This window comes from Xanthomonas massiliensis (assembly GCF_900018785.1).
Classification (GTDB): domain Bacteria; phylum Pseudomonadota; class Gammaproteobacteria; order Xanthomonadales; family Xanthomonadaceae; genus Xanthomonas_B; species Xanthomonas_B massiliensis.
This window is the reverse complement of record NZ_FCOY01000007.1, coordinates 362,157-384,943: the sequence shown is the minus strand read 5'-3', so window position 1 is coordinate 384,943 and position 22,787 is coordinate 362,157. Positions and strand designations below refer to the sequence as shown.

The 22,787-nt window shown below is 68.2% G+C and carries 20 protein-coding genes and 4 tRNA genes; 19 read left to right on the top strand and 5 right to left on the bottom strand.

What is annotated here, in order from left to right; genetic code table 11:
- Positions 1–75: 75 nt before the first annotated feature.
- From lon to BN3794_RS11740, 9 genes are all read left to right on the top strand, one after another.
- Complete coding sequence (lon, locus tag BN3794_RS11780) at positions 76–2,544, top strand: endopeptidase La (protein ID WP_066097507.1); 2,469 nt, start codon at positions 76–78, stop codon at positions 2,542–2,544.
- A gap of 220 nt (positions 2,545–2,764) precedes the next feature.
- On the top strand, positions 2,765–3,037 hold the full coding sequence (locus BN3794_RS11775) for an HU family DNA-binding protein (protein ID WP_066097506.1): 273 nt from the start codon (positions 2,765–2,767) through the stop codon (positions 3,035–3,037).
- Positions 3,038–3,048: 11 nt separating this feature from the next.
- A tRNA-Val gene (locus BN3794_RS11770) sits at positions 3,049–3,123 on the top strand.
- A 29-nt stretch (positions 3,124–3,152) separates the two neighbouring features.
- Positions 3,153–3,229 (top strand) — tRNA-Asp (locus BN3794_RS11765).
- A 67-nt stretch (positions 3,230–3,296) separates the two neighbouring features.
- Positions 3,297–3,373 (top strand) — tRNA-Asp (locus tag BN3794_RS11760).
- 126 nt (positions 3,374–3,499) lie between these two features.
- Positions 3,500–3,573, top strand: a tRNA-Gly gene (locus BN3794_RS11755).
- 207 nt (positions 3,574–3,780) lie between these two features.
- Positions 3,781–4,650 (top strand): 30S ribosomal protein S6--L-glutamate ligase, encoded by an 870-nt coding sequence (rimK, locus tag BN3794_RS11750; RefSeq protein WP_066097505.1) that lies wholly within the window; start codon positions 3,781–3,783, stop codon positions 4,648–4,650.
- 173 nt (positions 4,651–4,823) lie between these two features.
- Positions 4,824–5,501 (top strand): response regulator transcription factor, encoded by a 678-nt coding sequence (locus BN3794_RS11745; protein WP_066097504.1) that lies wholly within the window; start codon positions 4,824–4,826, stop codon positions 5,499–5,501.
- Positions 5,494–6,834 (top strand): sensor histidine kinase, encoded by a 1,341-nt coding sequence (locus BN3794_RS11740; protein WP_066097503.1) that lies wholly within the window; start codon positions 5,494–5,496, stop codon positions 6,832–6,834. Before BN3794_RS11745 ends, BN3794_RS11740 begins: the two co-directional genes overlap by 8 nt.
- Before the next feature lie 48 nt (positions 6,835–6,882).
- Here BN3794_RS11740 and BN3794_RS11735 read toward each other — a convergent pair whose 3' ends face one another.
- Both BN3794_RS11735 and BN3794_RS11730 read right to left on the bottom strand, forming a co-directional pair.
- Positions 6,883–7,455, bottom strand: a complete 573-nt coding sequence (locus tag BN3794_RS11735; protein WP_066097502.1) for a ferritin-like domain-containing protein — start codon at positions 7,453–7,455, stop codon at positions 6,883–6,885.
- A gap of 40 nt (positions 7,456–7,495) precedes the next feature.
- Positions 7,496–7,978, bottom strand: a complete 483-nt coding sequence (locus BN3794_RS11730) for a peroxiredoxin (RefSeq protein WP_066097501.1) — start codon at positions 7,976–7,978, stop codon at positions 7,496–7,498.
- 163 nt (positions 7,979–8,141) lie between these two features.
- Between BN3794_RS11730 and BN3794_RS11725 the strand changes: the two genes are divergently transcribed.
- Positions 8,142–8,627: an Hsp20/alpha crystallin family protein gene (locus BN3794_RS11725; RefSeq protein ID WP_066097500.1), complete on the top strand. Its 486-nt coding sequence runs from the start codon at positions 8,142–8,144 to the stop codon at positions 8,625–8,627.
- A 126-nt stretch (positions 8,628–8,753) separates the two neighbouring features.
- Positions 8,754–9,638: a DnaJ C-terminal domain-containing protein gene (locus BN3794_RS11720; RefSeq protein WP_066097499.1), complete on the top strand. Its 885-nt coding sequence runs from the start codon at positions 8,754–8,756 to the stop codon at positions 9,636–9,638.
- A 125-nt stretch (positions 9,639–9,763) separates the two neighbouring features.
- Here BN3794_RS11720 and pilH read toward each other — a convergent pair whose 3' ends face one another.
- Both pilH and BN3794_RS11710 read right to left on the bottom strand, forming a co-directional pair.
- A complete protein-coding gene (gene pilH, locus BN3794_RS11715; protein ID WP_066097498.1) occupies positions 9,764–10,135 on the bottom strand; it encodes a twitching motility response regulator PilH in 372 nt (123 codons plus the stop codon).
- 93 nt (positions 10,136–10,228) lie between these two features.
- The gene (locus BN3794_RS11710) at positions 10,229–11,224 is read right to left on the bottom strand and encodes a YhdH/YhfP family quinone oxidoreductase (protein WP_066097497.1); all 996 of its coding nucleotides are present in this window, start codon (positions 11,222–11,224) and stop codon (positions 10,229–10,231) included.
- A 141-nt stretch (positions 11,225–11,365) separates the two neighbouring features.
- Between BN3794_RS11710 and hflK the strand changes: the two genes are divergently transcribed.
- The 4 genes from hflK (at position 11,366) to BN3794_RS16625 (ending at position 15,462) form a co-directional block, all read left to right on the top strand.
- On the top strand, positions 11,366–12,499 hold the full coding sequence (gene hflK / locus BN3794_RS11705) for an FtsH protease activity modulator HflK (protein WP_066097496.1): 1,134 nt from the start codon (positions 11,366–11,368) through the stop codon (positions 12,497–12,499).
- Entirely contained in the window at positions 12,496–13,359 is an 864-nt protein-coding gene (hflC, locus tag BN3794_RS11700) for a protease modulator HflC (RefSeq protein ID WP_066097495.1), read from the top strand. The genes hflK and hflC overlap by 4 nt, the downstream gene beginning before the upstream one ends.
- 404 nt (positions 13,360–13,763) lie before the next feature.
- Positions 13,764–15,056 (top strand): adenylosuccinate synthase, encoded by a 1,293-nt coding sequence (locus BN3794_RS11695; RefSeq protein ID WP_066097494.1) that lies wholly within the window; start codon positions 13,764–13,766, stop codon positions 15,054–15,056.
- A gap of 241 nt (positions 15,057–15,297) precedes the next feature.
- Entirely contained in the window at positions 15,298–15,462 is a 165-nt protein-coding gene (locus tag BN3794_RS16625) for a hypothetical protein (RefSeq protein WP_160330918.1), read from the top strand.
- Between the two features lie 87 nt (positions 15,463–15,549).
- Here BN3794_RS16625 and BN3794_RS11685 read toward each other — a convergent pair whose 3' ends face one another.
- Positions 15,550–17,886 (bottom strand): GH92 family glycosyl hydrolase, encoded by a 2,337-nt coding sequence (locus tag BN3794_RS11685; protein WP_066097492.1) that lies wholly within the window; start codon positions 17,884–17,886, stop codon positions 15,550–15,552.
- Between the two features lie 642 nt (positions 17,887–18,528).
- Between BN3794_RS11685 and BN3794_RS11680 the strand changes: the two genes are divergently transcribed.
- From BN3794_RS11680 to BN3794_RS11660, 4 genes are read left to right on the top strand one after another with little or no spacing between them, the layout of a single operon-like run.
- A complete protein-coding gene (locus tag BN3794_RS11680) occupies positions 18,529–20,373 on the top strand; it encodes a type I restriction-modification system subunit M (RefSeq protein WP_066097491.1) in 1,845 nt (614 codons plus the stop codon).
- Positions 20,370–21,704 (top strand): restriction endonuclease subunit S, encoded by a 1,335-nt coding sequence (locus BN3794_RS16015; RefSeq protein WP_078059735.1) that lies wholly within the window; start codon positions 20,370–20,372, stop codon positions 21,702–21,704. Before BN3794_RS11680 ends, BN3794_RS16015 begins: the two co-directional genes overlap by 4 nt.
- Positions 21,701–22,585 (top strand): GIY-YIG nuclease family protein, encoded by an 885-nt coding sequence (locus BN3794_RS11665; RefSeq protein ID WP_066097488.1) that lies wholly within the window; start codon positions 21,701–21,703, stop codon positions 22,583–22,585. Before BN3794_RS16015 ends, BN3794_RS11665 begins: the two co-directional genes overlap by 4 nt.
- Positions 22,582–22,770: a GmrSD restriction endonuclease domain-containing protein gene (locus BN3794_RS11660; RefSeq protein WP_066097487.1), complete on the top strand. Its 189-nt coding sequence runs from the start codon at positions 22,582–22,584 to the stop codon at positions 22,768–22,770. Before BN3794_RS11665 ends, BN3794_RS11660 begins: the two co-directional genes overlap by 4 nt.
- The last annotated feature ends 17 nt before the right edge of the window (positions 22,771–22,787 follow it).

The following is a 22,787-nucleotide window of genomic DNA, read 5'->3' as shown; positions in this document are numbered from 1 at the left end:
AACCCCGAGCCGATGGCCCCATAACGGGGCCATCGGCTTTTTTCGTGGCCGCCCCAACGCAACCGGAGCCCTGCAATGGCCCAGTCCCCCCAGATCGAAATCCTCGACCTGCCCGTCCTGCCTCTGCGCGACGTGGTGGTGTTCCCGCACATGGTGATCCCGCTGTTCGTCGGCCGCGACAAGTCCATGCGCGCGCTGGAGCAGGCCATGGAGGCCGACAAGCGCATCCTGCTGGTGGCGCAGAAGTCGGCCGAGACCGACGACCCCAACGGCTCGGACCTGTATCCGGTCGGTACCCTGGCCCAGGTGCTGCAGCTGCTCAAGCTCCCCGACGGCACCATCAAGGTGCTGGTCGAGGGCCTGGAGCGCGTGCACGTGGACGCGGTGGCCGAGCGCGACGGCGCGCTGTGGGGCCACGGCACCGAGATCGCCTCCAGCGCCGCGCGCGAGCCGCGCGAGGTCGAGGCCGTCGCGCGCTCGTTGATGTCGCTGTTCGAGCAGTACGTGAAGACCAACCGCAAGCTGCCGCCGGAATTGCTGCAGACGCTGTCGGGCATCGACGAGCCGGGGCGCCTGGCCGACACCATTGCCGCGCACCTGGGCGTGCGCCTGGGCGACAAGCAGCGCCTGCTGGAAACCCCCGACATCGGCGACCGGCTGGAACTGCTGGTGGGGCTGGTGGACGGCGAGATCGACGTGCAGGCGCTGGAGAAGCGCATCCGCGGCCGGGTCAAGTCGCAGATGGAGAAGAGCCAGCGCGAGTACTACCTCAACGAGCAGATGAAGGCCATCCAGAAGGAGCTGGGCGACCTGGACGAGGCGCCGGGCGAGATGGAGGAGCTCACCCGCAAGCTCGCCGCCGCGGGCATGCCCAAGGCCGTCGAGGCCAAGGCCAAGGCCGAGCTCAACAAGCTCAAGCAGATGTCGCCGATGTCGGCCGAGGCCGCGGTGGTGCGCAACTATCTTGACTGGCTGCTGGGCGTGCCGTGGAAGAAGCGCACCAAGGTACGCAAGGACCTCAAGGTCGCCCAGGCCACGCTCGATGCCGACCACTATGGCCTGGAGAAGGTCAAGGAACGCATCCTCGAGTACCTGGCGGTGCAGTCGCGGGTCAAGCAGATGAAGGGCCCGATCCTGTGCCTGGTCGGCCCGCCCGGCGTGGGCAAGACCTCGCTCGGCCAGTCGATCGCCAAGGCGACCAACCGCAAGTTCGTGCGCATGAGCCTGGGCGGCGTGCGCGACGAGGCCGAGATCCGCGGCCATCGCCGCACCTACGTCGGCTCGATGCCGGGCCGCATCGTGCAGAACCTCAACAAGGTCGGCACCAAGAACCCGCTGTTCGTGCTCGACGAGATCGACAAGATGTCGATGGACTTCCGTGGCGATCCGTCCTCGGCGCTGCTGGAGGTGCTCGACCCGGAGCAGAACAACGCCTTCAACGACCACTACCTGGAGGTCGACCTGGACCTGTCGGAAGTGATGTTCGTGGCGACCTCCAATTCGCTGAACATCCCCGGCCCGCTGCTGGACCGCATGGAGGTGATCCGCATCCCCGGCTACACCGAGGACGAGAAGCTCAACATCGCCATGCGCTACCTGGTGCCCAAGCAGCTCAAGGCCAACGGGCTGAAGGCCGACGAGCTGGAGATCGGCGAGGACGCGATCCGCGACATCGTGCGCTATTACACGCGCGAGTCCGGCGTGCGCAACCTCGAGCGCGAGATCGCCAAGATCTGCCGCAAGGTGGTCAAGGAGATCGCGCTGGCCGGGCCGCAGCCCGTCGCCAAGGCCAGGAAGGGGGCCAGGAAGGCCAAGGCGCAGGTCGCCGTGTCCTCGAAGAACCTGGACCGGTACCTGGGCGTGCGCCGCTTCGACTTCGGCCGGGCCGAGGAGCAGAACGAGGTCGGCCTGGTCACCGGCCTGGCCTGGACCGAGGTCGGCGGCGACCTGCTGCAGATCGAGGCCACGCTGGTGCCGGGCAAGGGCCAGCTGATCCTCACCGGCCAGCTCGGCAACGTGATGAAGGAATCGGCATCGGCGGCGCTGTCGGTGGTGCGCGCGCGCGCCGAGCGTCTGGGCATCGATCCGGACTTCCTGCAGAAGCACGACGTGCACCTGCACGTGCCCGACGGCGCCACGCCCAAGGACGGCCCGTCCGCCGGCAGCGCCATGGTCACCGCGCTGGTGTCGATGCTGACCAAGGTGCCGGTGAAGGCGGAAGTGGCGATGACCGGCGAGATCACCCTGCGCGGGCGCGTGTCGGCGATCGGTGGCCTGAAGGAGAAGCTGCTGGCCGCGCTGCGCGGCGGCATCCGCACGGTGCTGATCCCGGAAGAGAACCGCAAGGACCTGGCCGACATCCCGGACAACGTCACCCGCGACCTGAAGATCATTCCGGTCAAGTGGATCGACGAGGTGCTGGACCTGGCGCTCGAGTCGCCGCTGGGGCCTGCGGGCAAGGCCCGGGAGAAGGGCAAGGAGGGCACGCGCGTGAGCGTGCGCGGCAAGTCCAAGAGCGCGCCGAGCGCCCGCGTCAAGCACTGAACCCGGGCCTTCCGGCGCGGCGCGCGCGGCCCGAAAACCGCGCTGCGCCGGGGGTTTCCGGTTGCATGGCCCATGGGCCGCTGGTATACAATTCCGCCTCGCGGGCACAACACTGGACGTGCTGGCGAATCGAAAATGTCATCGGGATCCCGCAGGTCGCGTATCGGCCCGATTCCGATTCTCAGTTCAGCGGTCCCGGCCGCAAAGGGAGTTTCCATCCATGAATAAGACCGAATTGATCGACGGTGTCGCTGCCGCAGCGGACATCTCCAAGGCCGAAGCCGGCCGCGCCGTCGATGCCGTCGTCAGCGAGATCAAGAAGGCCCTGGCCAAGGGCGACGCAGTGACGCTGGTGGGCTTTGGTACCTTCGAGGTCCGCGAGCGCGCCGCGCGTTCGGGCCGCAACCCGAAGACGGGCGAGACCATCGAGATCGCCGCTTCGAAGAATCCTTCGTTCAAGGCTGGCAAAGCCCTGAAGGATGCCGTAAACTAATCAGCTCGCTTGGGTGCTTAGCTCAGCGGTAGAGCGTCTCCCTTACAAGGAGAGGGTCGGGGGTTCGAAACCCTCAGCACCCACCAGATAAGCACCAGGCAAAGGTCATAGGCGCGGAGCGGTAGTTCAGCTGGTTAGAATGCTGGCCTGTCACGCCGGAGGTCGCGGGTTCGAGTCCCGTCCGCTCCGCCAACAGACGCAGGGCCCCCGTGACGAACGGGGGCCTTGTTTTCCCGGGAATGCCGGGAGCAGAAAATTTGGAGCGGTAGTTCAGCTGGTTAGAATGCTGGCCTGTCACGCCGGAGGTCGCGGGTTCGAGTCCCGTCCGCTCCGCCATTTTCGCCCCGGCCTTGCCGGGGTTTTTTTATGCGCCGGCGATGTCCCCCCGGGGCGCCTGCGGTTGTCTGCGTGCGTTGCAATTGCATTGGTGGGCGGCCCCGAATTAGACTTCCGCCTCGCGTCGCGGGTGTAGCTCAATGGTAGAGCTGTAGCTTCCCAAGCTACTGACGAGGGTTCGATTCCCTTCACCCGCTCCATCTCGCCGCGTTCGCGGCCAATCCCTTCCCGCAAGTTTCCTCTTCGCACTGCAGCGAAGGCCGAAGGCGTGCGCGTGCGTTCGCCGGCCGTGGCGTGGATGCGGACGATGTGGCGCTGGCCGTTGCCGGACGGGGGAGCGGCGGCCCACAATGCACGCCGTGCTTTCCCGGAGGGCCGCCGGTGGCCAGCGCGTCCTCCGGCCGTCGATGAAGATCGCGATCCTGTCCCGCAACAGCCGCCTGTACTCGACGCGTCGCCTGGTCGAGGCGGGGCGCGTGCGCGGGCACACCGTGCGGGTGCTCGATCCGTTGCGCTGCTACATGCGCATCGGCACCGAGGGCTTCTCCTTGCACTACAAGGGCCGGCCGTTGACCGGCTACGACGCGGTGATCCCGCGCATCGGCGTGTCGGTGACGCGCTATGGCACCGCGGTGCTGCGCCAGTTCCAGCTGATGGGCAGCCGCACGCCCAACCCCGCCGATGCCATCGTGCGTTCGCGCGACAAGCTGCTGGCGCACCAGGTGCTGGCGGCCCATGGCCTGGCGATGCCGACCACGGTCTTCGGCGACAGTCCGGACGACACCGACGACCTGCTGGCCATGCTCGGCGAGACGCCGCACGTGATCAAGCTCACCAGCGGGGCACAGGGCGCCGGGGTGATGCTGACCGAGAAGCTGTCGGCCTCGCGCGGGGCGGTGGAGGCCCTGCGCGGCCTGTACGCCGACTTCATCGTGCAGGAGTTCATCGGCGAGGCGCAGGGCGCGGACCTGCGCTGTTTCGTCATCGGCCGCGAGGTGGTGGCGGCGATGATGCGGCAGGCACCGGAAGGCGACTTCCGCTCCAACCTGCATCGCGGCGGCGTGGCCGAGGCGGTCGAGCTCAGCGCGGGCGAGCGCGACGTGGCGGTGCGTGCGGCCGCGGCCATCGGCCTGGGCGTGGCCGGGGTGGACCTGATCCGTTCGCGGCGCGGGCCGCTGGTGATGGAGATCAACTCCACGCCGGGCCTGGAGGGCATCGAGGCGGCCTGCGGGGTCGACGTCGCCGGCGCGGTGATCGAGTCGCTGGCGACGTGCTGAGCCGTCCTGCGCCTGAACCCGGCGGTGGCCGGCGGGAACCGATCGCCGCCCGCGGGCGTCAAACAGGACGGTCTTTTGACTCCCTGCCCGGCCTTCGTTCAAGCTAGCCACCCTGCCATGCGGCCGTGGCGCGCGTCGTTGCCGGGCTTCAACGCACAACTGAAGGACACGTCATGCGCATCCTCGTGATCGAAGACAACAGCGACATCGCGGCCAACCTCGGCGACTACCTCGAGGACCGCGGCCATACGGTGGATTTCGCTGCCGACGGCGTCACCGGCCTGCACCTGGCGGTGGTGCACGATTTCGACGCCATCGTACTCGACCTCAACCTGCCGGGCATGGATGGGCTGGAGGTATGCCGCAAGCTGCGCAACGAGGCGCGCAAGCAGACCCCGGTGCTGATGCTCACCGCCCGCGACACCCTGGACAACAAGCTGGCCGGCTTCGACTCCGGCGCCGACGACTACCTGATCAAGCCGTTCGCGCTGCAGGAAGTGGAGGTGCGGCTGAACGCGCTGGCGCGCCGCGGCAAGGGCGTACAGACCCGGGTGCTCAACGTCGGCGACCTGGAATACAACCTGGATACGCTGGAAGTACGGCGCCAGGGCAAGCTGCTGCAGCTCAACCCGACCGCGCTGAAGATCCTGCAGTCGCTGATGGAAGCCTCGCCGGCGGTGGTGACCCGGCAGGAACTGGAAACGCGCGTGTGGGGCGAGGAGCTACCGGATTCGGATTCGCTGCGCGTGCACATCCATGGCCTGCGCGCCGTGGTGGACAAGCCCTTCGAGGTACCGATGATCCAGACCCGCCACGGCATCGGCTACCGGATCGCCGCGCCCGATGCCTGAGCCGGAGGTCGCTGCACCGGCGCGGCGGCGCGGCCGCTTCCGTCGCCGCCTGCGCAGCCGCATCATCCTGTCCTTCCTGCTGCTCGGCACGGGGCTGACCGTGCTGTTCGCGTTCGCGACCAACTGGGCCCGCGTGCGCGTGGAGAGCCAGTTGGTCGAGGACGTGATGAATCGCAACCTCGATGCGTCCTGGCAGAGCTACGTGGCCAGCGGTGGACACGACGTGGTGGCGCCGGTGCAGCAGATGCGCGCGTTCCTGTATCGACCGGACAAGCTCGACGGCCTGCGGCGCGACTTCCCGGAATGGGAGCGGTTGCCGGACGGCATCCACAACATGGTCGGGATCGGCTCCGACGGACGGCCGTTCTTCTACAAGGTCGGCGTGCGCAAGACGCCGGATGCCTGGTTCTTCATCGCCTACGACACCACCCAGGCCATGCGCGGCGAGCAGCAGCTCAAGCACTGGCTGTACCTGTCCGTGCTGCTGTTCAGCGTGCTGTCGCTGTTGATCGGCTGGTGGTCGGCGGCCAAGGTGATGCGGCCGGTATCGGACCTGGCGGCCAAGCTGCGCGCCTACCGCGGCGGCGACAGCGAACCCAAGGCCCTGGCGCCGCAATTCCCCGACGACGAGGTCGGCCAGCTGGCCGAGGCGCTGGACGACTATTCGAGCCGCCTGACCGAAGTGGTGCAGCGCGACCGCGAGTTCAACGCCGATGTCAGCCACGAACTGCGCACGCCGCTGGCGGTGATCCGCGGCGCCACCGAGCTGCTGCTGGCGCGGCCGAGCTTGGATCCCAAGATCCTGCAGCGGTTGCAGCGCATCCAGCGCGCCGAGCAGCAGTGCTCGGACCTGATCGGCGCGCTGCTGCTGCTGTCGCGCAACGAGCGGGGCCCGGGCAGCAGCAACGTCGCCCGGGTCGCCGAGCAACTGCTGGAATCGCACCGGGCCCAGCTCGGCGGCAAGAAGCTCGAGCTGCGCCTGGAGGGCAATCATGCGCTGGTGATCCAGGCGCCGGAGTCGGCGCTGTCGGTGGCGCTGGGCAACCTGATCGGCAACGCCGTCAAGTACACCCAGGAGGGCGGGGTCACCGTGACCGTGCTCGACGATGCGGTGCAGGTGGCCGACACCGGGCCGGGACTGAGCGAGGAGGACGCGGCCAAGCTGTTCCAGCGCGGCTACCGCGGCACCCATGCCGGGCAGTCGCAGGGCGGCGGCATCGGCCTGTCGATCGTCAGCCGGCTGTGCGACCTGTACGGCTGGCGGGTCAGCGTCAGGCCCGGGGCCGAGCGCGGCGTGGTGGCCACGCTGCGCTTCCATCCGGCCGCGGCCTGAGGCACGCCGCGGCGGACGGCGCCGCCGCGCGCGGCCACGGCGGCCGCCTCAGCTGCCGATCCAGCCGTCGAGCAGGTCGGCGAATTCGTCGGCGTGCTCTTCCTCCTGCGCCAGGATGTCCTCGAGGATGCGCTTGGTGGTGGTGTCCTTGTCGCCGACGAAGTTGATCATCTCGCGATAGCTGTCGATGGCGATGCGCTCGGCCACCAGGTTCTCGCGGACCATGTCGCGCAGGTCGGTGCCTTCCTGGTATTCGGCGTGCGAGCGACCGCTGAGCGTGTCCGGATCGAGGTCGGGCTCGCCGCCGAGCTGGACGATGCGCTCGGCCAGGCGGTTGGCGTGGGCCTGCTCCTGCTGGGCGTGTTCGAGGAACTCGGCCTTCACCGAATCGGCGAGCATGCCCTTGGCCATGAAATAGTGGCGGTAGTAGCGCAGCACGCACACCCATTCGGTGGCCAGCGCCTCGTTGAGCAGGCGCAGTACCGTCTCGCGGTCGGCGTTGTAGCTGCGGGTGACCGCACCGTCCTCGATGCTCTTGCGCGCGTTGGCGCGCAACTGGGCGGTCGGGGTGAAGTGGGCGTCGGTCGGCTTGCTGGTCTTGCTGGCTGGCTTGGAACTCATCGGCTGGCCTCCTGGTGGATCGGGTGGAACGGAAAGGGGATCAGGTCGGCAGGTGGGCGAGCAGGTAGTCCGCGCCGGACACCTGGAATTCGCCCGGCTCCTCGACGTACAGGGCACGCACCACGCCGTCCTCGGCATACAGGGCGAAGCGGCGGCAGCGCATGCCCATGCCGGAACTGCTGGCGTCGATCTCCATGCCCATCGCGCGGGTGAGGTCGCCGTTGCCGTCGGAGAGCATCTGCAGGCCGGCCGGCACCTTGCGATCCTGTGCCCAGGCCCGCATCACGAACGGGTCGTTGACGGCCATGCAGTACACCTCGATGCCGCGGCGGCGGAAGTCCTCGAAGCGGGCGATGAAGCCGGGCAGGTGCTTCTCCGAGCAGGTCGGCGTGAACGCCCCCGGCACGGCGAACAGGACCACGCGCTTGCCGCGGAACAGCGACTGGGTGTCCTTGGTCTCGATCCCCTCGCGGATGCGCTTGACGGTGACCTCGGGGATGGGCTCGCCGATCTGGATGGGCATGGATCCTCCGCCTGCGGTCTGGAACTGGCAGTGTCGCCCGGGCCGGCGGAAAGCCGCGTCAAGGTCTTGAAAATCCCCGGCCAGGCGCCATCTATGCGGCATCGGGGGAGGCGTCCCGGACGCTTCCCGCATCCTTCAACAGGACGTGTCTAGGAGGTCAACCATGAACGTCATGCGTTATCGCCAGTGGCCGTCGCAGGCCGCTTTCAAGAACGAACTCAACAAGGTGTTCGAGCAGTTCCTCGAACCCGCCGCCGACGCGGACGAATCCGCGGTGGTGACCGCGCAGTGGGTGCCGCGCGTGGACATCAAGGAAGAGCCGGACCGGTTCGTGCTCTACGCCGACCTGCCGGGCATCGATCCGGCCGACATCCAGGTCGAGATGGACAAGGGCATCCTGTCGATCAAGGGCGAGCGCAAGAGCGAGGTGTCCAGCGGCGGCGAGCACTTCTCGCGGGTGGAGCGCCGCTACGGCAGCTTCTATCGTCGCTTCGCGCTGCCCGACAGCGCCGACGGCGAGGGCATCACCGCCCGTGGCCACAACGGGGTGCTGGAGATCCGCATCCCGAAGAAGCCGGCCAGCACGCCGCGCCGCATCGAGGTGGGCAGCGGCGGCACGGTGGAAGGAACGAGCACGTCGGTACAGTGACGTGGCGCTCTCCACGGCCGGCTCACGCCGCCGTGCCGACCGGCCCGTAGAATGGGCCGGTCGGTCCGATGCCAACGCATTCCGGCCCGTCGCCGCATGGCAACGGGCCTTTTTTTGAGGTGATGGATGGAATTCAAGGATTACTACGCGACCCTGGGCGTGGAACCCAGCGCAGGCGAGGCGGAGATCAAGACCGCCTACCGCCGCCTGGCGCGCAAGTACCACCCGGACGTGAGCAAGGAGCCGGGGGCCGAGGAGAAGTTCAAGGCGGTCAACGAGGCCTACGAGGCGCTGCGCGACCCGCAAAAGCGGGCCGCCTACGACCAGTTGCGCGCGCAGGGCTACCGGCCCGGCGAGGAATTCCAGACCCCGCCCAACTTCGGCGGCGGCCAGCAGGGCTTCGATTTCGACGAGGTGTTCGGCCACGGCGGCGACGGCGGCGGCTTCTCGGACTTCTTCGAGAGCCTGTTCGCGCGCCAGCGCGGTGCCCGCGGCGGCGCCGGCTTCGGCGGCGGCGGGGCGGCGCCGCGCGGCGATACCCGGGCGCGGCTGTCGGTGCCGCTGGACACGGTCTACAACGGCGGCAGCCTGCGCATCACCGTCAACGGCAAGCAGCTGGACGTGAAGATCCCCAAGGGCATCCGCCCCGGCCAGGTGATCCGCCTGTCCGGGCAGGGCAACGGCGGCGGCAACCTGCTGCTGGAGATCGAGTACGCCGCCCACCCGCAGTTCGAGGTGGACGGGCGCAACATCCTCTACACCCTGCCGGTGACCCCGTGGCAGGCGGCGCTGGGCACCACCATCAGCGTGCCGACCCTGGGCGGCAGCGTGGAGCTGAAGGTGCCGGCCGATTCCGATGCCGGGCGCAAGCTGCGCCTGCGCGGCCGCGGCCTGCCGGGAACGCCGCCGGGCGACCAGATCGTCGAGCTGGAGGTGGTGGCGCCGCAGGCCAGGACCGAGGCCCAGCGCAAGGCCTACCAGACCCTGGCCAAGGCCTTCGGCGAGAAGTAGGCCGGCACCGCCGGTCGGCGGGCCCAGGCATCGAGTGGGCGAAGGCCCGGCCTGTGCCGGGCCTTCGCCATGTCGGGGGAGCGCGGTGCGCGCGCCGGGGCCGATGGCCGGCGCGGCGGCCGGCGTCATTCGACGCCGGAGAACACCCGCTCGATCACCTCGGACAGCTCGTCCTCGGAGAACGGCTTGGTGATGTAGGCCTTGGCGCCCTGGCGCATGCCCCACATGCGGTCCGTGTCCTGGTCCTTGGTGGTGACCAGCACCACCGGGATGGCCTCGGTGGCCGGGTCGCGCTTGAGCGTGCGGGTGGCCTGGAAGCCGTTGAGGTTGGGCATCACCACGTCCATCAGCACCAGGTCCGGCAGCTGCGAGCGCGCCACCTCCACCCCGGCGGCGCCGTCGGTGGCGGTCAGGGTCTCGTGCCCGAGCTTCTCGACGATGCGCTGTATGCCGAGCAGTTGCACCGGCGAATCGTCCACGATCAGGATGCGTGCCATGTTCAGGTTCCCCCCTCGTCCCCCTCGGTAGTGCGGGGAGTCTAGCGAGCACGTGCGGGCCAGCAAAGCGCCTGGCGCGGCGGCGGCGCCCGCCTAGGCCAGCCGCACGACCGTCCGTCCGATGGCGCCCCCGGCCAGCATCCGCGCGAACGCCTGCGGCAGGCCGTCCAGGGTGGTCTCGCCGGTGCAGATGACGTCCAGGTGGGCGGGCTTCCAGTCATCGCCCAGGTGCTGCCAGATGCGCTCGCGGATGTCGCGCGCGGTGCCCGAGGACCCGATGCCCAGCAGGCCCACGCCGCGCAGGATGAACGGCATCACCGTCATGTCCAGCCTGGGCGAGGCGGCCATGCCGGCCGCGGCGACGTTGCCGTAGGGCGCGGTCTGCGCCAGCAGGCTGGCCAGCATCGGCCCGCCGACGTTGTCCAGGCCGCCGCCGAAGCGCACCGACTCCAGCGGCCGCGCGGTCTGCAGCACGTCCCGGCCCAGCACCTGGGTGGCACCCAGGGTGCGCAGGTAGTCGGCGTGGTCGGCCTTGCCGCTGATGGCGTGCACCTCGAAGCCGGCGCGGCTGAAGATGTCCACCGCCAGCGACCCGACCCCGCCGGTGGCGCCGGTGACCGCCAGCGGGCCGTGCGCCGGGGTCTGCCGGTTCTCGCGCAGCCGGAACAGCGCCAGCGCGGCGGTGAAGCCGGCGGTGCCGATGATCATGGCCTCGCGCAGGCCCAGTCCGGGCGGCGGTGCGATCGCCGCGCGCGATTCCAGGCGCACGTACTCGCCGTAGCCGCCGTCGCGGGTCTCGCTCAGGCCGCAGCCGGTGGCGATCACCGCATCGCCCTCGCGCCAGGCCGGATCGCGCGAAGCGACCACGTGGCCGGCCACGTCGATGCCGCCCACCAGCGGGAAGCGACGCAGGATCTTGCCCTCGCCGGTGCCGGCCAGGGCATCCTTGTAGTTGACCGAGGACCACTCGGTGCGCAGCACGATCTCGCCGGGGGAGAGTTCGTCCAGCGTGGCCGGCTCGATGGCGCTGCGGTAGCCGGCCTCGTCGTCGCGGATGCGCAGGACGCGGAAGGTATGCGGAACGGTCATGACGGGCCCTGTCCGGGAAAGGAACGGCCAAGATAGCCTCTCGTAAAGGGACGGTCTGTCCCCATCTAGTAGAATCGACGGCCGACTTACCGGCCGGCGTCGCGGGATGTACCCGCCGGCGTCCCCAGATACGGAGCGTGCATGGCCTGGAACACACCCGGCAGCAAGGGCGGAAACGGCCCGGATTCCAACGGACCCGGCGCGCCGCGTCCGCGCGGCGGCAATGGCTGGAACGGCTGGAACGGATTGCCCGGGCCACTCAAGGACCTGCTCGACGGCGGCATCGCGCGCTGGATCGTCATCGCCGTGGTGGTGCTGCTGGCGTTCTCCAGCTTCCAGCTGATCGGCGAGCAGCAGCGCGGCGTGGTGCTGCGCTTCGGCCAGTTCTCGCGCATCCTGCCGCCCGGCCCCAACTTCAAGCTGCCCTGGCCGATCGAGTCGGTGCGCAAGGTCAACGCCACCGAGATCAAGACCTTCTCCAACCAGGTGCCGGTACTGACCCGCGACGAGAACATCGTCACCGTGGCGCTGAACGTGCAGTACCGCATCGACGACCCGCGTACCTACCTGTTCGGCTCGCGCGATGCCGACCAGGTGCTGCAGCAGGCCGCGCAGAGCGCGGTGCGCGAGCAGGTCGGCCGTTCGGAGCTGAACATGGTGCTCAACAACCGCGGGCCGCTGGCCACCGCCGCCAAGGAACGCCTGCAGGCCTCGCTCAACGCCTACCGCACCGGCCTGGTGGTGACCGGCGTGACCCTGCCCGACGCGCGCCCGCCGGAGGAGGTCAAGCCGGCCTTCGACGAGGTCAACGGTGCCCAGCAGGTCAAGGAGCGGCTGATCAACGAGGCCCAGGCCTACGCCGCCAAGGTGGTGCCCGAGGCGCGTGGCCAGGCGGCGCGTACCCGCACCACCGCCGAGGGCTACAAGGAGGCGGTGATCGCCAAGGCCGACGGCGACGCCGAGCGCTTCACCCTGCTGCAGCAGCAGTACAAGAACGCCCCGGAGGTCACCCGCAAGCGCCTGTGGCTGGAGACGGTGCAGCAGGTGCTGGCCGAGAACCGCAAGGTGATCGGCGGCGACGGCAAGCCGCTGATCTACGTGCCGATGCCCGGCAGCGGCAACACCGGTGCGCCGGCCGCCGCCGGGCAGGCCACGCCCGGGCCGTTGCCGCCGGGCACGCTGCTGCCGGCGTTGCAGGAGGGTGCGTCGGCCGAGCCGATCCGCAATCCGGAACGCGGGCCGCGCCCTAGCGGACGCGAGGAGGTCCAGCCATGAGGAATTCGATCTTGATCGGCCTGGCCGTGGCGGTGCTGCTGGCGCTGTTCGGTTCGGTCTACGTGGTGCGCGAGGACCAGACCGCGATGGTCCTCAACCTGGGCCGCGTGGTGCGGGCCGACGTCGAGCCCGGCCTGCATTTCAAGGTGCCGCTGGTGGAGTCGGTGCGCCTGTTCGATCGCCGCAACAAGGTGCTCGACACCGCGCCGGCGCGCTACTTCACCGCCGAGCAGAAGGACGTGAGCGTGGACTTCTTCGCCATTGGCCACATCTCCGATGTGCGCGCGTTCTACCGCGCCACCGGCGGCGACGAGCGCGTGGCCGATGCGCGCCTGGCGCCGATCATCACCGACTCGCTGCGCAACCAGATCAACTCGCGCACGCTGCAGCAGCTGGTCTCGGGCGACCGCAGCGAGCTGATCGCCGGCCAGCTCGAGGCGATCAACGCCGCCGTCGCCCCGCTGGGCATGCAGATCAGCGACCTGCGCATCAAGCAGATCGACCTGCCCACCGACAGCCAGGTGATCACCGACGTGTACGAGCGCATGCGCGCCCAGCGCAAGCAGGAGGCGGCCAAGCTGCGCGCCGAGGGCGAGGAGCAGTCGCTGAGCATCCGCGCCCAGGCCGACCGCGAGAGCACGGTGATCGTGGCCGATGCCGAGCGCGACGCCCAGCGCCTGCGCGGCGAGGGCGATGCCCAGGCCGCGGCGACCTACGGCAAGGCCGGCAACGCCGATCCGGCGTTCTACGCCTTCTACCGCAGCCTGGAGGCCTACCGGAAGTCGCTGGCCGACGGCAACGGCGTGATCGTGATGGGCAAGGACGACCCGTTCCTGCAGTACCTGCGCAGCGACCGCTGACGGGAGGAACGCCCGGATGCCGGGCTGGCCGCTGCGGCCGGCCCGGCGAAATCGGGAGTGGGGGCCAGGGCACCGGGTCCCGGCCGCGGCTCCGGGCGTCGCCGGGACCGGTACTGCCTTCCTGGCCGGGGACCACGCAGCTCGCCGCCGGACCGGGCGCGGATCGCGGCGTCGACCCGGCGCTCACGACGCCGTGCGAGGGCTGAATGGCGGGGGTGGCCGGTGCCTGCCGAAACCCGGATAATGCACAAAAGCCGGCCGGGCCCTCTGAGCGCCCGACCGGCTTTTTCCGTGTAAGGGCCGGCGCCGCGCGTGTTCCCCGATGGAACCGCCATTCCCGTGCCGGCCTGCACGCGGCCCGTTCCGCGGCCCCGATGGCCGCACCAACTCAGGAGTTATCCGCCATGGGTCAGTCAGTCGTCGTCCTCGGCGCCCAGTGGGGCGATGAAGGCAAGGGCAAGATCGTCGACCTGCTCACCGAGGAAATCGGTGCCGTCGTCCGTTTCCAGGGCGGCCACAACGCCGGCCATACGCTGGTCATCAACGGCAAGAAGACCGTCCTGCACCTCATCCCGTCCGGCATCCTGCGCCAGGATGCCCTGTGCCTGATCGGCAACGGCGTGGTGATCTCGCCGGCCGCGCTGCAGAAGGAGATCGCGGAGCTGGAGGAGTCCGGCGTGGAGGTGCGTTCGCGCCTGAAGATCTCCCCGGCCGCGCCGCTGATCATGCCGTACCACATCGCCCTGGACCAGGCGCGCGAGAAGGCCGCCGGCGGCAAGGCGATCGGTACCACCGGCCGCGGCATCGGCCCGGCCTACGAGGACAAGGTGGCGCGCCGCGGCATCCGCGTGGCCGACCTGCGCTATCCGGCCGAACTGGCCGAGAAGCTGCGCGCCGCGCTGGACTACCACAACTTCGTGCTGACCCAGTACCTGGGCGTGGAGCCGGTGGACTTCCAGAAGACCCTGGACGAGGCGGTGGCCTTCGGCGAATACGTCGAGCCGATGAAGTCCGACATCGTCAGCATCCTCTACGACCTGCGCAAGCAGGGCAAGCGCGTGCTGTTCGAGGGCGCCCAGGGCGCGCTGCTGGACATCGACCACGGCACCTACCCGTACGTCACCAGCTCCAACACCACCATCGGCGGCGCGCTGGCCGGTACCGGCGTGGGCGCGCAGACCATCGACTACGTGCTGGGCATCGCCAAGGCCTATGCCACCCGCGTCGGCGGCGGCCCGTTCCCGACCGAGCTGCACGACGAGGTCGGCCAGGGGCTGCGCGACCGCGGCGCCGAGTACGGCGCCTCCACCGGCCGCCCGCGCCGCTGCGGCTGGATCGACATCGTCGCGCTCAAGCGCGCGGTGCGGATCAACGGCATCTCCGGCCTGTGCATCACCAAGCTCGACGTGCTCGACGGCATGGACAAGCTCAAGGTCTGCATCGCCTACCGCTACCACGGCAAGGAGAGCGAGTACGCGCCGCTGGACGCGCAGGGCTGGGACGAGTGCGAGCCGGTGTACCTGGAGTTCCCGGGCTGGAAGGAGAGCACCCACGGCATCACCGACTGGGAGCAGCTGCCCCCGGCCGCGCGTGCCTACCTACGCGCGGTGGAGGAGCTGGCCAGCTGCCCGATCGCCATCGTCTCCACCGGTGCCGACCGCGACCAGACGATGATCCTGCAGGATCCGTTCGCCTGATCGGCATCCCGCGCAGGGGTGTGTGAGAAGAAGGGCCCGGCAATGCCGGGCCCTTCTTCGTTCCGGGGCTGCGATTTACCGGGCCGTGCAGCGAGCCTTTCCCGATGGGGGAATCCGCCAGCGTTGTCCGGTCCCCGGAGACGGCACGCATCGGCGAGCATGACGCACGCATCCGCATCCGCATCGTGCGATGGAGCGATCCCGGTGGCGCGGCCACGACACCTTCGAAGAGCATTTCCGCATGCTCGATGCCATCGATGCCATCGATGCCATCGATGCCATCGATGCCATCGATGCCGGCGATGCCGAGGCATGCCGTACCCTGATCCAGGCACACATCACATGCCGCATGGAAGAAATCGCGAGGGTGGTGGATGCGGGCATGGTCCGGCTCTATTCGCGCTGATGGTCCCCCGCAACGGCAAGGCCCGCGTTGATGCGGGCCTTGCCATGAATGGATTTCCGGGACGGGAACGGGGCCGGCCCCCCGGCCTCACTGCGCCGACATCGAATACGGCCGCTGCGCCGGGTCCGTCGCCCATTGCCGGTTCGGCTCGGCCTGCATGACGAAGCGCAGTTCGCCGCCGGCCATGATCTCCTCGTGGCGCAGGAACGCGCGCTGCAGCGGCTGGCCGTTGAGCGTGGCGCCGCCGATGTAGCCATGCCCGGCGTCCAGGCCGTCGGCGATGACGGTGAAGCGCTTGCCGTTGGGCAGGTGGAGGGTGGCGCGCGGCAGGAACGGGCGGCCGATGACGTACTGGTTGCTGCCCGGGGTGACCGGGTAGAAGCCCAGCGCGGTGAACACGTACCACGCCGACATCTGGCCGAGGTCGTCGTTGCCGGCCAGGCCGTCCGGGCGCGGGGCGTACTGGCTGTCCATGATCTGCGCCAGCCTCGCCTGGCTGCGCCACGGCTGGCCGGCGTAGGCATACAGGTAGGCGACGTGGTGGCTGGGCTCGTTGCCGTGGGCGTACCAGCCGATCAGGCCGGTGATGTCCTCCATGTGCTCGAACACCTTGGGATCGACCTTGGCGTCGAACACCGCGTCGAGCCGATCGAGCAGCTTGTCGGCGCCGCCGTGCGCGGCGGCCAGCCCGGCCACGTCCTGCGGCACGTACCACGAGTACTGCCAGGCGTTGCCCTCGGTGTAGTCGGTGCCGTAGCCGCTGGCATCGGGGTCGAACGGCTCGCGGAAGGAGCCGTCGCGATTGCGCGCGCGCATGAAGCCGGTGGCCGGGTCGTAGGCGTGCTTCCAGTTGCCGGCGCGCTGGTCGAACTCGGCGGCGATGTCGCTCCTGCCCAGCTTGTGGGCCACCTGGGCGATGGTCCAGTCGTCGAAGGCGTACTCCAGGGTCTTGCTGGCGGCCTCGCCTTCCTCGTCGATCGGCACCCAGCCGAGTTCGCGGTAGGCCGCGATGCCGCCGTAGGGACCGTAGTCGGCGCTGGCGACCATCGCATCCAGCGCTTCGCCGGCGTCGAAGCCGCCGATGCCCTTCATGTAGGCGTCGGCGATCACCGGCACGGCGTGGTAGCCGATCATGCACCACGTCTCCAGGCCGTGGAACGCCCACACCGGCAGGATGCCGTACGGGCTCTCGCGGCGCGCGGCCAGCAGCGAGTTGACGATGTCGCTGGTGTGCCGCGGCGGCTGCACCAGGGTCAGCAGCGGGTGCAGCGCGCGGTAGGTGTCCCACAGCGAGAAGGTGGAGTAGTGGGTCCAGCCGTCGGCCTGGTGCACGGCGTTGTCCGGGCCGCGGTAGCGCCCGTCCGTGTCCATGAACAGGGTGGGGCCGAGCAGGGTGTGGTAGAGCGCGGTGTAGAACTGGCGCCGCTGCGGCGCCGACCCTTCGGCATCGATCGTCGACAGGGCCTGCGTCCATTGCCGGCGCGCGTCGGCCTGCACGGCATCGAAATCGAACCCGGGCACCTCGGCGTCGAGGTTGGCAATGGCGTTGTCCTCGCTCACCGGCGAGAGGGCGACCTTCACCACCAGCGGCTGCGCGACGCCGTCGCCGAAGTCGAACACGCCGACCAACTGGCGGCCCTCGATCTGCGCGCGCTGGCGCGGATCCTTGGCGCCCGGCGGCGGGAAGCCCTTGTAGGGCACGTCCTGCTCGGTGTCCTGCAGTTGCTGGCCGGCGAGCGGGCGCGAGAAACGCATCGCGAAATACAACTGGCGCCCCGGCGCCCAGCCGCGGGTCTCGCGGAAACCGGTGACGGTGCCGTCCGCACGCACCCGCAGGCGCGACCACGACACCTTGCCCGGGTAGTCGTACATGGACGTGCGCAGGTCCACCAGCACGTGCGCCGGCTTGCCCTGCGGGAAGGTGTAGCGGTGCACGCCCACGCGCGCGCTCGCGGTAAGCTCGGCGCGCACGCCGTAGTCGTCCAGGGTGACGGCGTAGTAGCCCGGCCGCGCCTGCTCGGTGGCGTGGCGGAAGCGCGAGGTGTAGCCGCTGCCGGGCACGTCGGGATCGCCGCGCTCGAGCCTGGGCGTGCCGCTGACCGGCATCAGCAGCACGTCGCCCAGGTCCGAGTGGCCGCTGCCGGAGAAATGGGTATGCGAGAAGCCGACGATGGTGCTGTCGTCGTGGCGGTAGCCGGCGGCCCAGCCGTAGGCCTTGGCGCGCGGCTGGATGCGCGTGTCCGGGCTGAGCTGGACCATGCCGAAGGGCACCGTGGCGCCGGGGTAGGTGTGGCCTTCGCCGCCGGTGCCGATGAACGGGTCCACCGCCGCATAGGCATCGTCGGCCGGCCGCGCCTGGGCGGCGGTGCCGGCCAGCGCGGTGGCCAGGATCAGGGCGTGGACGGCATGGCGGAGGTGGCGCATCGGGGCTCCCGGCGATGGATCGCCACGAACGTAACACGCGCGCCTGGAGCCGGCCTGCATTCAAGGTGAGAGGGCGGGGCCTGATGCACCGCAGCCAGGCCATTTCCGGGCCGCCCGGCGTTGCATGGTCGGCCACGGCCATCTCCGGGTCTCGTCCGGTGAGACATTCATGGCGATACTGGCGGCAAGCCGGATTGCACGGGCCCACGGCCGGCGAGGCCGCAAACCACACAAGCCACACAGGCCACAGGAGAGTGCCAGCTCATCCAACGGTGCAGCGGTCCGTGCGGTTACGGCGGCGGCGTGCCTTGCCATGTGCTTACAGGCGCGGGCCGATGCGTTCCGGCCTGCGCGGGGCTGCTCGTGGCCTTGCCAGCCCTGTCAGCGCAATAGCCCATGGGAACTGGACCGGCTCGAAACTGGACCGGTTCGAGGATGAGGCCGAAAATGACAGACACCAGACGACAGGCCCCGCATCGGCGACTTCGTGGAACAATTCATGGAAGAACGGGACGGAGCGGCCCGCAATCGCCCGCAAGCGGCAGGGGCCGCCATCGGCCAGCGCAGCCGCCATGCCCGTCATGAACCCAATCGGCGCCGGACCCCGCGTGTCCGGCGATACCTCTGGAACAACGTGCCGAAATGAACCAAAGCTCCCTGTCCGCCCTGATCTGGTCGGTCGCCGACCTGTTGCGTGGCGACTACAAGCGTTCCGAATACGGCAAGGTGATCCTGCCGTTCACCGTGCTGCGCCGGCTCGATTGCATCCTGGCGCCGACCAAGGCCGCCGTGCTGGCCGAGGCGCACAAGCGCACCGCCAGTGGTGTGGATCCGCATCAGTTCCTGCTGCGCAAGTCCGGCCAGGCGTTCTACAACACCAGCCCCATGGACCTGGCCACGCTGGTCGGCGACCAGGACAACATCCGCCAGAACCTGCACGAATACATCCAGCAGTTCTCTCCGGACGCGCGCGACATCTTCGAGCGCTTCGACTTCCACGCCCAGGTCGAACGCCTGGCCAAGGCCGACCTGCTGTACCTGGTGACCGAGAAGTTCGCCAACGTGGACCTGCACCCGCACAGCGTGGACAACGTGCAGATGGGCTACGTGTTCGAGGAGCTGATCCGCCGCTTTGCCGAAGATTCCAACGAGACCGCGGGCGACCATTTCACCCCGCGCGAAGTGATCCAGCTGATGGTCCACCTGATCTTCGTCGAGGACGACGAGGTGCTAAGCCCGGGCAAGCCGGTCATCCGAACCCTCTACGACCCCACCGCGGGCACCGGCGGCATGCTTTCGGTGGCGGCCGAGTTCCTGCATGTACACAATCCCAAGGCCAAGCTCTCGCTGTTCGGCCAGGAGCTCAACGACGAGTCCTACGCCATCTGCAAGGCCGACATGCTGATCCGCGGCCAGCCCATCGGCAACATCGTGGCCGGCAACACCCTGAGCGATGACGGTTTCCCGCGCCGGCACTTCGACTACATGCTGTCCAACCCGCCCTTTGGCGTGGAGTGGAAGAAGGTGGAGAAGGTAGTGCGCCGCGAGCACGAGGAGCAGGGCTTCGACGGCCGCTTCGGCCCCGGCCTGCCGCGCGTATCCGATGGCTCCATGCTGTTCCTGCTGCACCTGGTGTCCAAGATGGCGCCGGTGGTCAACGGCGAGGGCGGCAGCCGCTTCGGCATCGTGCTCAACGGCTCGCCGCTGTTCACCGGCGGCGCCGGCAGCGGCGAGAGCGAGATCCGCCGCTACGTGCTGGAGAACGACCTGGTGGAGGCCATAATCTCCCTGCCCACCGACATGTTCTACAACACCGGCATTGCCACCTACGTGTGGATCCTGTCCAACAGGAAACCCGGCGACCGCCGCGGCTGGGTGCAGCTGATCGACGGCAGCGGCTTCTGGCGCAAGATGCGCAAGAGCCTGGGCAGCAAGCGCAAGGAACTGGGCGACGAGCACATCGGCATGCTCACCCGCCTGTACGGGGATTTCGTCGAGGCCGAGCGCGTCACCGTGTTCGATGCCCAGGGCAACGAAGTGGGCCAGCACGTGGTCACCGCCACGCAGAACGCACCCGAGCCGCCGCCCGGCGGCACCCTCAAGCGCGCACCGCTGTCGCGCATCTTCCGCAACCGGGAGTTCGGCTATACCACCGTCACCGTGGAGCGGCCGCTGCGCGACCAGGACGGCAACATCGTGCTGGGCCTGAAGGGCAAGCAGAAGGGCAAGCCGCAGCCGGACAGCGCCCTGCGCGACACCGAGAACGTGCCGCTGGGCCAGGACATCGGCGAATACTTCCGCCGCGAGGTGCTGCCGCACGCGCCCGATGCCTGGATCGACGAGGCCAAGAGCAAGGTGGGCTACGAGATCCCGTTCAACCGCCACTTCTACGTGTTCGAGCCGCCACGCCCGCTGCAGGAGATCGACGCCGAACTGAAGCAGGTGTCGGCCAGCATCATGAAGATGCTGGGGGAGTTGGTGGAATGAGCTTGCCCAGGTATCCGGAGTACAAGGACAGTGGGGTAACGTGGCTTGGGAGCGTGCCAGCGCATTGGCGCATCTACAGACTTCAGGACGTTGCAACAATCATTAACGGCTATCCGTTCGACTCAAAGCTGTTCGACGCCGAAGGCGAATTTCCGCTTGTTCGCATTCGAGACTTGAATCGAAATGAGGCGGAAACCCGCTATGCAGGAGAGCAGGTTGGCGCCGCAATTGTGAGTTCGAGAGACGTGCTAATAGGCATGGATGGCGATTTCAATGTCGGTCGATGGCTTGGCAGCGAACCTGCTCTCTTGAATCAGCGGATGTGCTGTGTCCGAACTAGGGATACCGGACTCTCATCGATCCTCTTGCATGCTCTACCGATTCCGTTGAGGGCTATAAACGACGTTACCTACTCGACTACCGTTAAGCACCTATCATCATCCGATGTTGAAAAGATTCGGCTTGCGCTACCGATCGAATCTACGGAAGTGCAAGCCATCGCCGCCTTCCTCGACCGCGAAACCGCCAAGATCGATGCCCTGATCGCCGAGCAGGAAAAGCTGCTGGCGCTGCTGGCCGAAAAGCGTCAGGCCACCATCTCCCGCGCCGTCACCCGCGGGCTTGATCCCAATGTCCCCATGAAGGACTCCGGTATCCCCTGGCTGGGTCACGTGCCGGCGCATTGGGTCGTGTCCAAGCTCAAGCGCGTGACTCAGACGATTGAGCAAGGATGGAGCCCCCAATGTGAAAACTATCCTGTTGAGGATTCGACGGAATGGGGTGTTCTCAAAGTGGGCTGTGTTAATCGAGGAGTGTTCGATCCAGATCAGAACAAAAGACTCCCGTCCGAACTCGCGCCCAGGCCTGAGTATGCGTTAAATGCAGGGGATCTTTTGATTTCAAGGGCGAATACAAGAGAGCTCGTAGGCAGTGCCGCGGTCGTCCCATCCGACTTGGATCATTTATTGCTTTGCGACAAGCTATATCGCCTTCGGTTGGATCGTAAGGAGTGCTTGCCGGAATATGCAGCCTTTGTTCTTGGCACTCGGGAGGCGCGGTCGCAAATCGAACTTGTCGCGACGGGTGCCAGTAGCTCTATGCTGAATATCGGCCAGGATGTTGTCATGGAACTCCCTTTGCCATTGCCGACAGTGGCCGAACAACAACAGGTCGTCTACTTCATTCAGACCAAGCTCAACAAGCTCAACTCTTTGTCGAGTTCTGCGCAGCGCACCATCGATCTTCTGAAAGAACGCCGTTCCGCCCTCATCGCCGCCGCCGTCACCGGCAAGATCGACGTGCGCGGCGCGGTGGAGGGTATGGCCGCATGAGCGCCCACCCGCAGACCATCCAGATCTTCCTGCCCGCGGGCGACCCGCAGGGCATCCGCGTGGCCGAGATCACCACCCGCATCGTGCGGGTGATCGAGGTGCCGCGCGCGCTGCTGGCCGACTTCCTGCGCATGCCCGAGGCCGAGCAGGTGGGCGTGTACTTCCTGTTCGGCGAGGACGAGGCCGGCGGCGCGGCCAAGGCGTATATCGGCCAGACCGGCCTGCTGAAGCAGCGCCTGTCGCAGCACCAGCAGGCCAAGGGCTTCTGGAACCGCGCGCTGGTGGCGGTCTCGCTCACCAACAGCCTGACCAATACCCATGTGGGCTATCTGGAATGGCTGTCGATCCAGCAGGCGCAGCGGGCAGGGCGCTACCTGCTGGACAACGGCAACGTCGGCGGCCGGCCGCACACGCCGGCGCCGCTGGAAGCCGACTGCATGGAGATCCACGCCACGGTGCGCACGCTGCTGGCCACCCTGGGCTACCCGCTGTTCGAGCCGCTGGCGCGCGAGGAACAGGTACAGCGTGCCGACGAGGTCTTCCTGTGTCGCGCCTCCGGCGCCGACGCCCGCGGCCTGTACACCGAGGAAGGCTTCGTCGTGCTGGCCGGCTCCAGCGGACGCCTGGACACCGTGCCCTCGTTCCAGGGCCATGGCTATCACCGCATCCGCGAGCAACTGCTGCAGCAGGGTGTGTTGGTGGTGGAGGGTGGGCGCATCCGCTTTACCCGCGATCACCTGTTCCAATCCCCCAGCGGCGCCGCGGCCTGCGTGACCGGACGCACCGCCAACGGCTGGATCGAATGGAAGGACGCCAACGGACGTACCCTCGGCGAGCGCAAGGCCGCCCCGCAGGAAAGCGAGATGGAAGGACAGCCATGAAGACCATCGACGGCAAGGCTCGCACCATCAGCGAGATCCTCAAGGGCAAGCGCTACGGCATCGATTACTACCAGCGCGAGTACCGCTGGCAGAAGAAGCAGGTCAAGGAGCTGATCGACGACCTGATCGACCAGTTTTTTACAGTCATACAGTCCAGCCGAAGGTTTATAATTAATACGGCATAATTGTTGAGGATTAAATA

What these genes read in the sequence shown, in the direction of transcription:
- lon (WP_066097507.1), top strand. Translation starts at nt 76, where the DNA reads ATGGCCCAGTCCCCCCAGATCGAAATCCTCGACCTGCCCGTCCTGCCT.
- BN3794_RS11775 (WP_066097506.1), top strand. Translation starts at nt 2,765, where the DNA reads ATGAATAAGACCGAATTGATCGACGGTGTCGCTGCCGCAGCGGACATC.
- rimK (WP_066097505.1), top strand. Translation starts at nt 3,781, where the DNA reads ATGAAGATCGCGATCCTGTCCCGCAACAGCCGCCTGTACTCGACGCGT.
- BN3794_RS11745 (WP_066097504.1), top strand. Translation starts at nt 4,824, where the DNA reads ATGCGCATCCTCGTGATCGAAGACAACAGCGACATCGCGGCCAACCTC.
- BN3794_RS11740 (WP_066097503.1), top strand. Translation starts at nt 5,494, where the DNA reads ATGCCTGAGCCGGAGGTCGCTGCACCGGCGCGGCGGCGCGGCCGCTTC.
- BN3794_RS11735 (WP_066097502.1), bottom strand. Translation starts at nt 7,455, where the DNA reads ATGAGTTCCAAGCCAGCCAGCAAGACCAGCAAGCCGACCGACGCCCAC.
- BN3794_RS11730 (WP_066097501.1), bottom strand. Translation starts at nt 7,978, where the DNA reads ATGCCCATCCAGATCGGCGAGCCCATCCCCGAGGTCACCGTCAAGCGC.
- BN3794_RS11725 (WP_066097500.1), top strand. Translation starts at nt 8,142, where the DNA reads ATGAACGTCATGCGTTATCGCCAGTGGCCGTCGCAGGCCGCTTTCAAG.
- BN3794_RS11720 (WP_066097499.1), top strand. Translation starts at nt 8,754, where the DNA reads ATGGAATTCAAGGATTACTACGCGACCCTGGGCGTGGAACCCAGCGCA.
- pilH (WP_066097498.1), bottom strand. Translation starts at nt 10,135, where the DNA reads ATGGCACGCATCCTGATCGTGGACGATTCGCCGGTGCAACTGCTCGGC.
- BN3794_RS11710 (WP_066097497.1), bottom strand. Translation starts at nt 11,224, where the DNA reads ATGACCGTTCCGCATACCTTCCGCGTCCTGCGCATCCGCGACGACGAG.
- hflK (WP_066097496.1), top strand. Translation starts at nt 11,366, where the DNA reads ATGGCCTGGAACACACCCGGCAGCAAGGGCGGAAACGGCCCGGATTCC.
- hflC (WP_066097495.1), top strand. Translation starts at nt 12,496, where the DNA reads ATGAGGAATTCGATCTTGATCGGCCTGGCCGTGGCGGTGCTGCTGGCG.
- BN3794_RS11695 (WP_066097494.1), top strand. Translation starts at nt 13,764, where the DNA reads ATGGGTCAGTCAGTCGTCGTCCTCGGCGCCCAGTGGGGCGATGAAGGC.
- BN3794_RS16625 (WP_160330918.1), top strand. Translation starts at nt 15,298, where the DNA reads ATGCTCGATGCCATCGATGCCATCGATGCCATCGATGCCATCGATGCC.
- BN3794_RS11685 (WP_066097492.1), bottom strand. Translation starts at nt 17,886, where the DNA reads ATGCGCCACCTCCGCCATGCCGTCCACGCCCTGATCCTGGCCACCGCG.
- BN3794_RS11680 (WP_066097491.1), top strand. Translation starts at nt 18,529, where the DNA reads ATGAACCAAAGCTCCCTGTCCGCCCTGATCTGGTCGGTCGCCGACCTG.
- BN3794_RS16015 (WP_078059735.1), top strand. Translation starts at nt 20,370, where the DNA reads ATGAGCTTGCCCAGGTATCCGGAGTACAAGGACAGTGGGGTAACGTGG.
- BN3794_RS11665 (WP_066097488.1), top strand. Translation starts at nt 21,701, where the DNA reads ATGAGCGCCCACCCGCAGACCATCCAGATCTTCCTGCCCGCGGGCGAC.
- BN3794_RS11660 (WP_066097487.1), top strand. Translation starts at nt 22,582, where the DNA reads ATGAAGACCATCGACGGCAAGGCTCGCACCATCAGCGAGATCCTCAAG.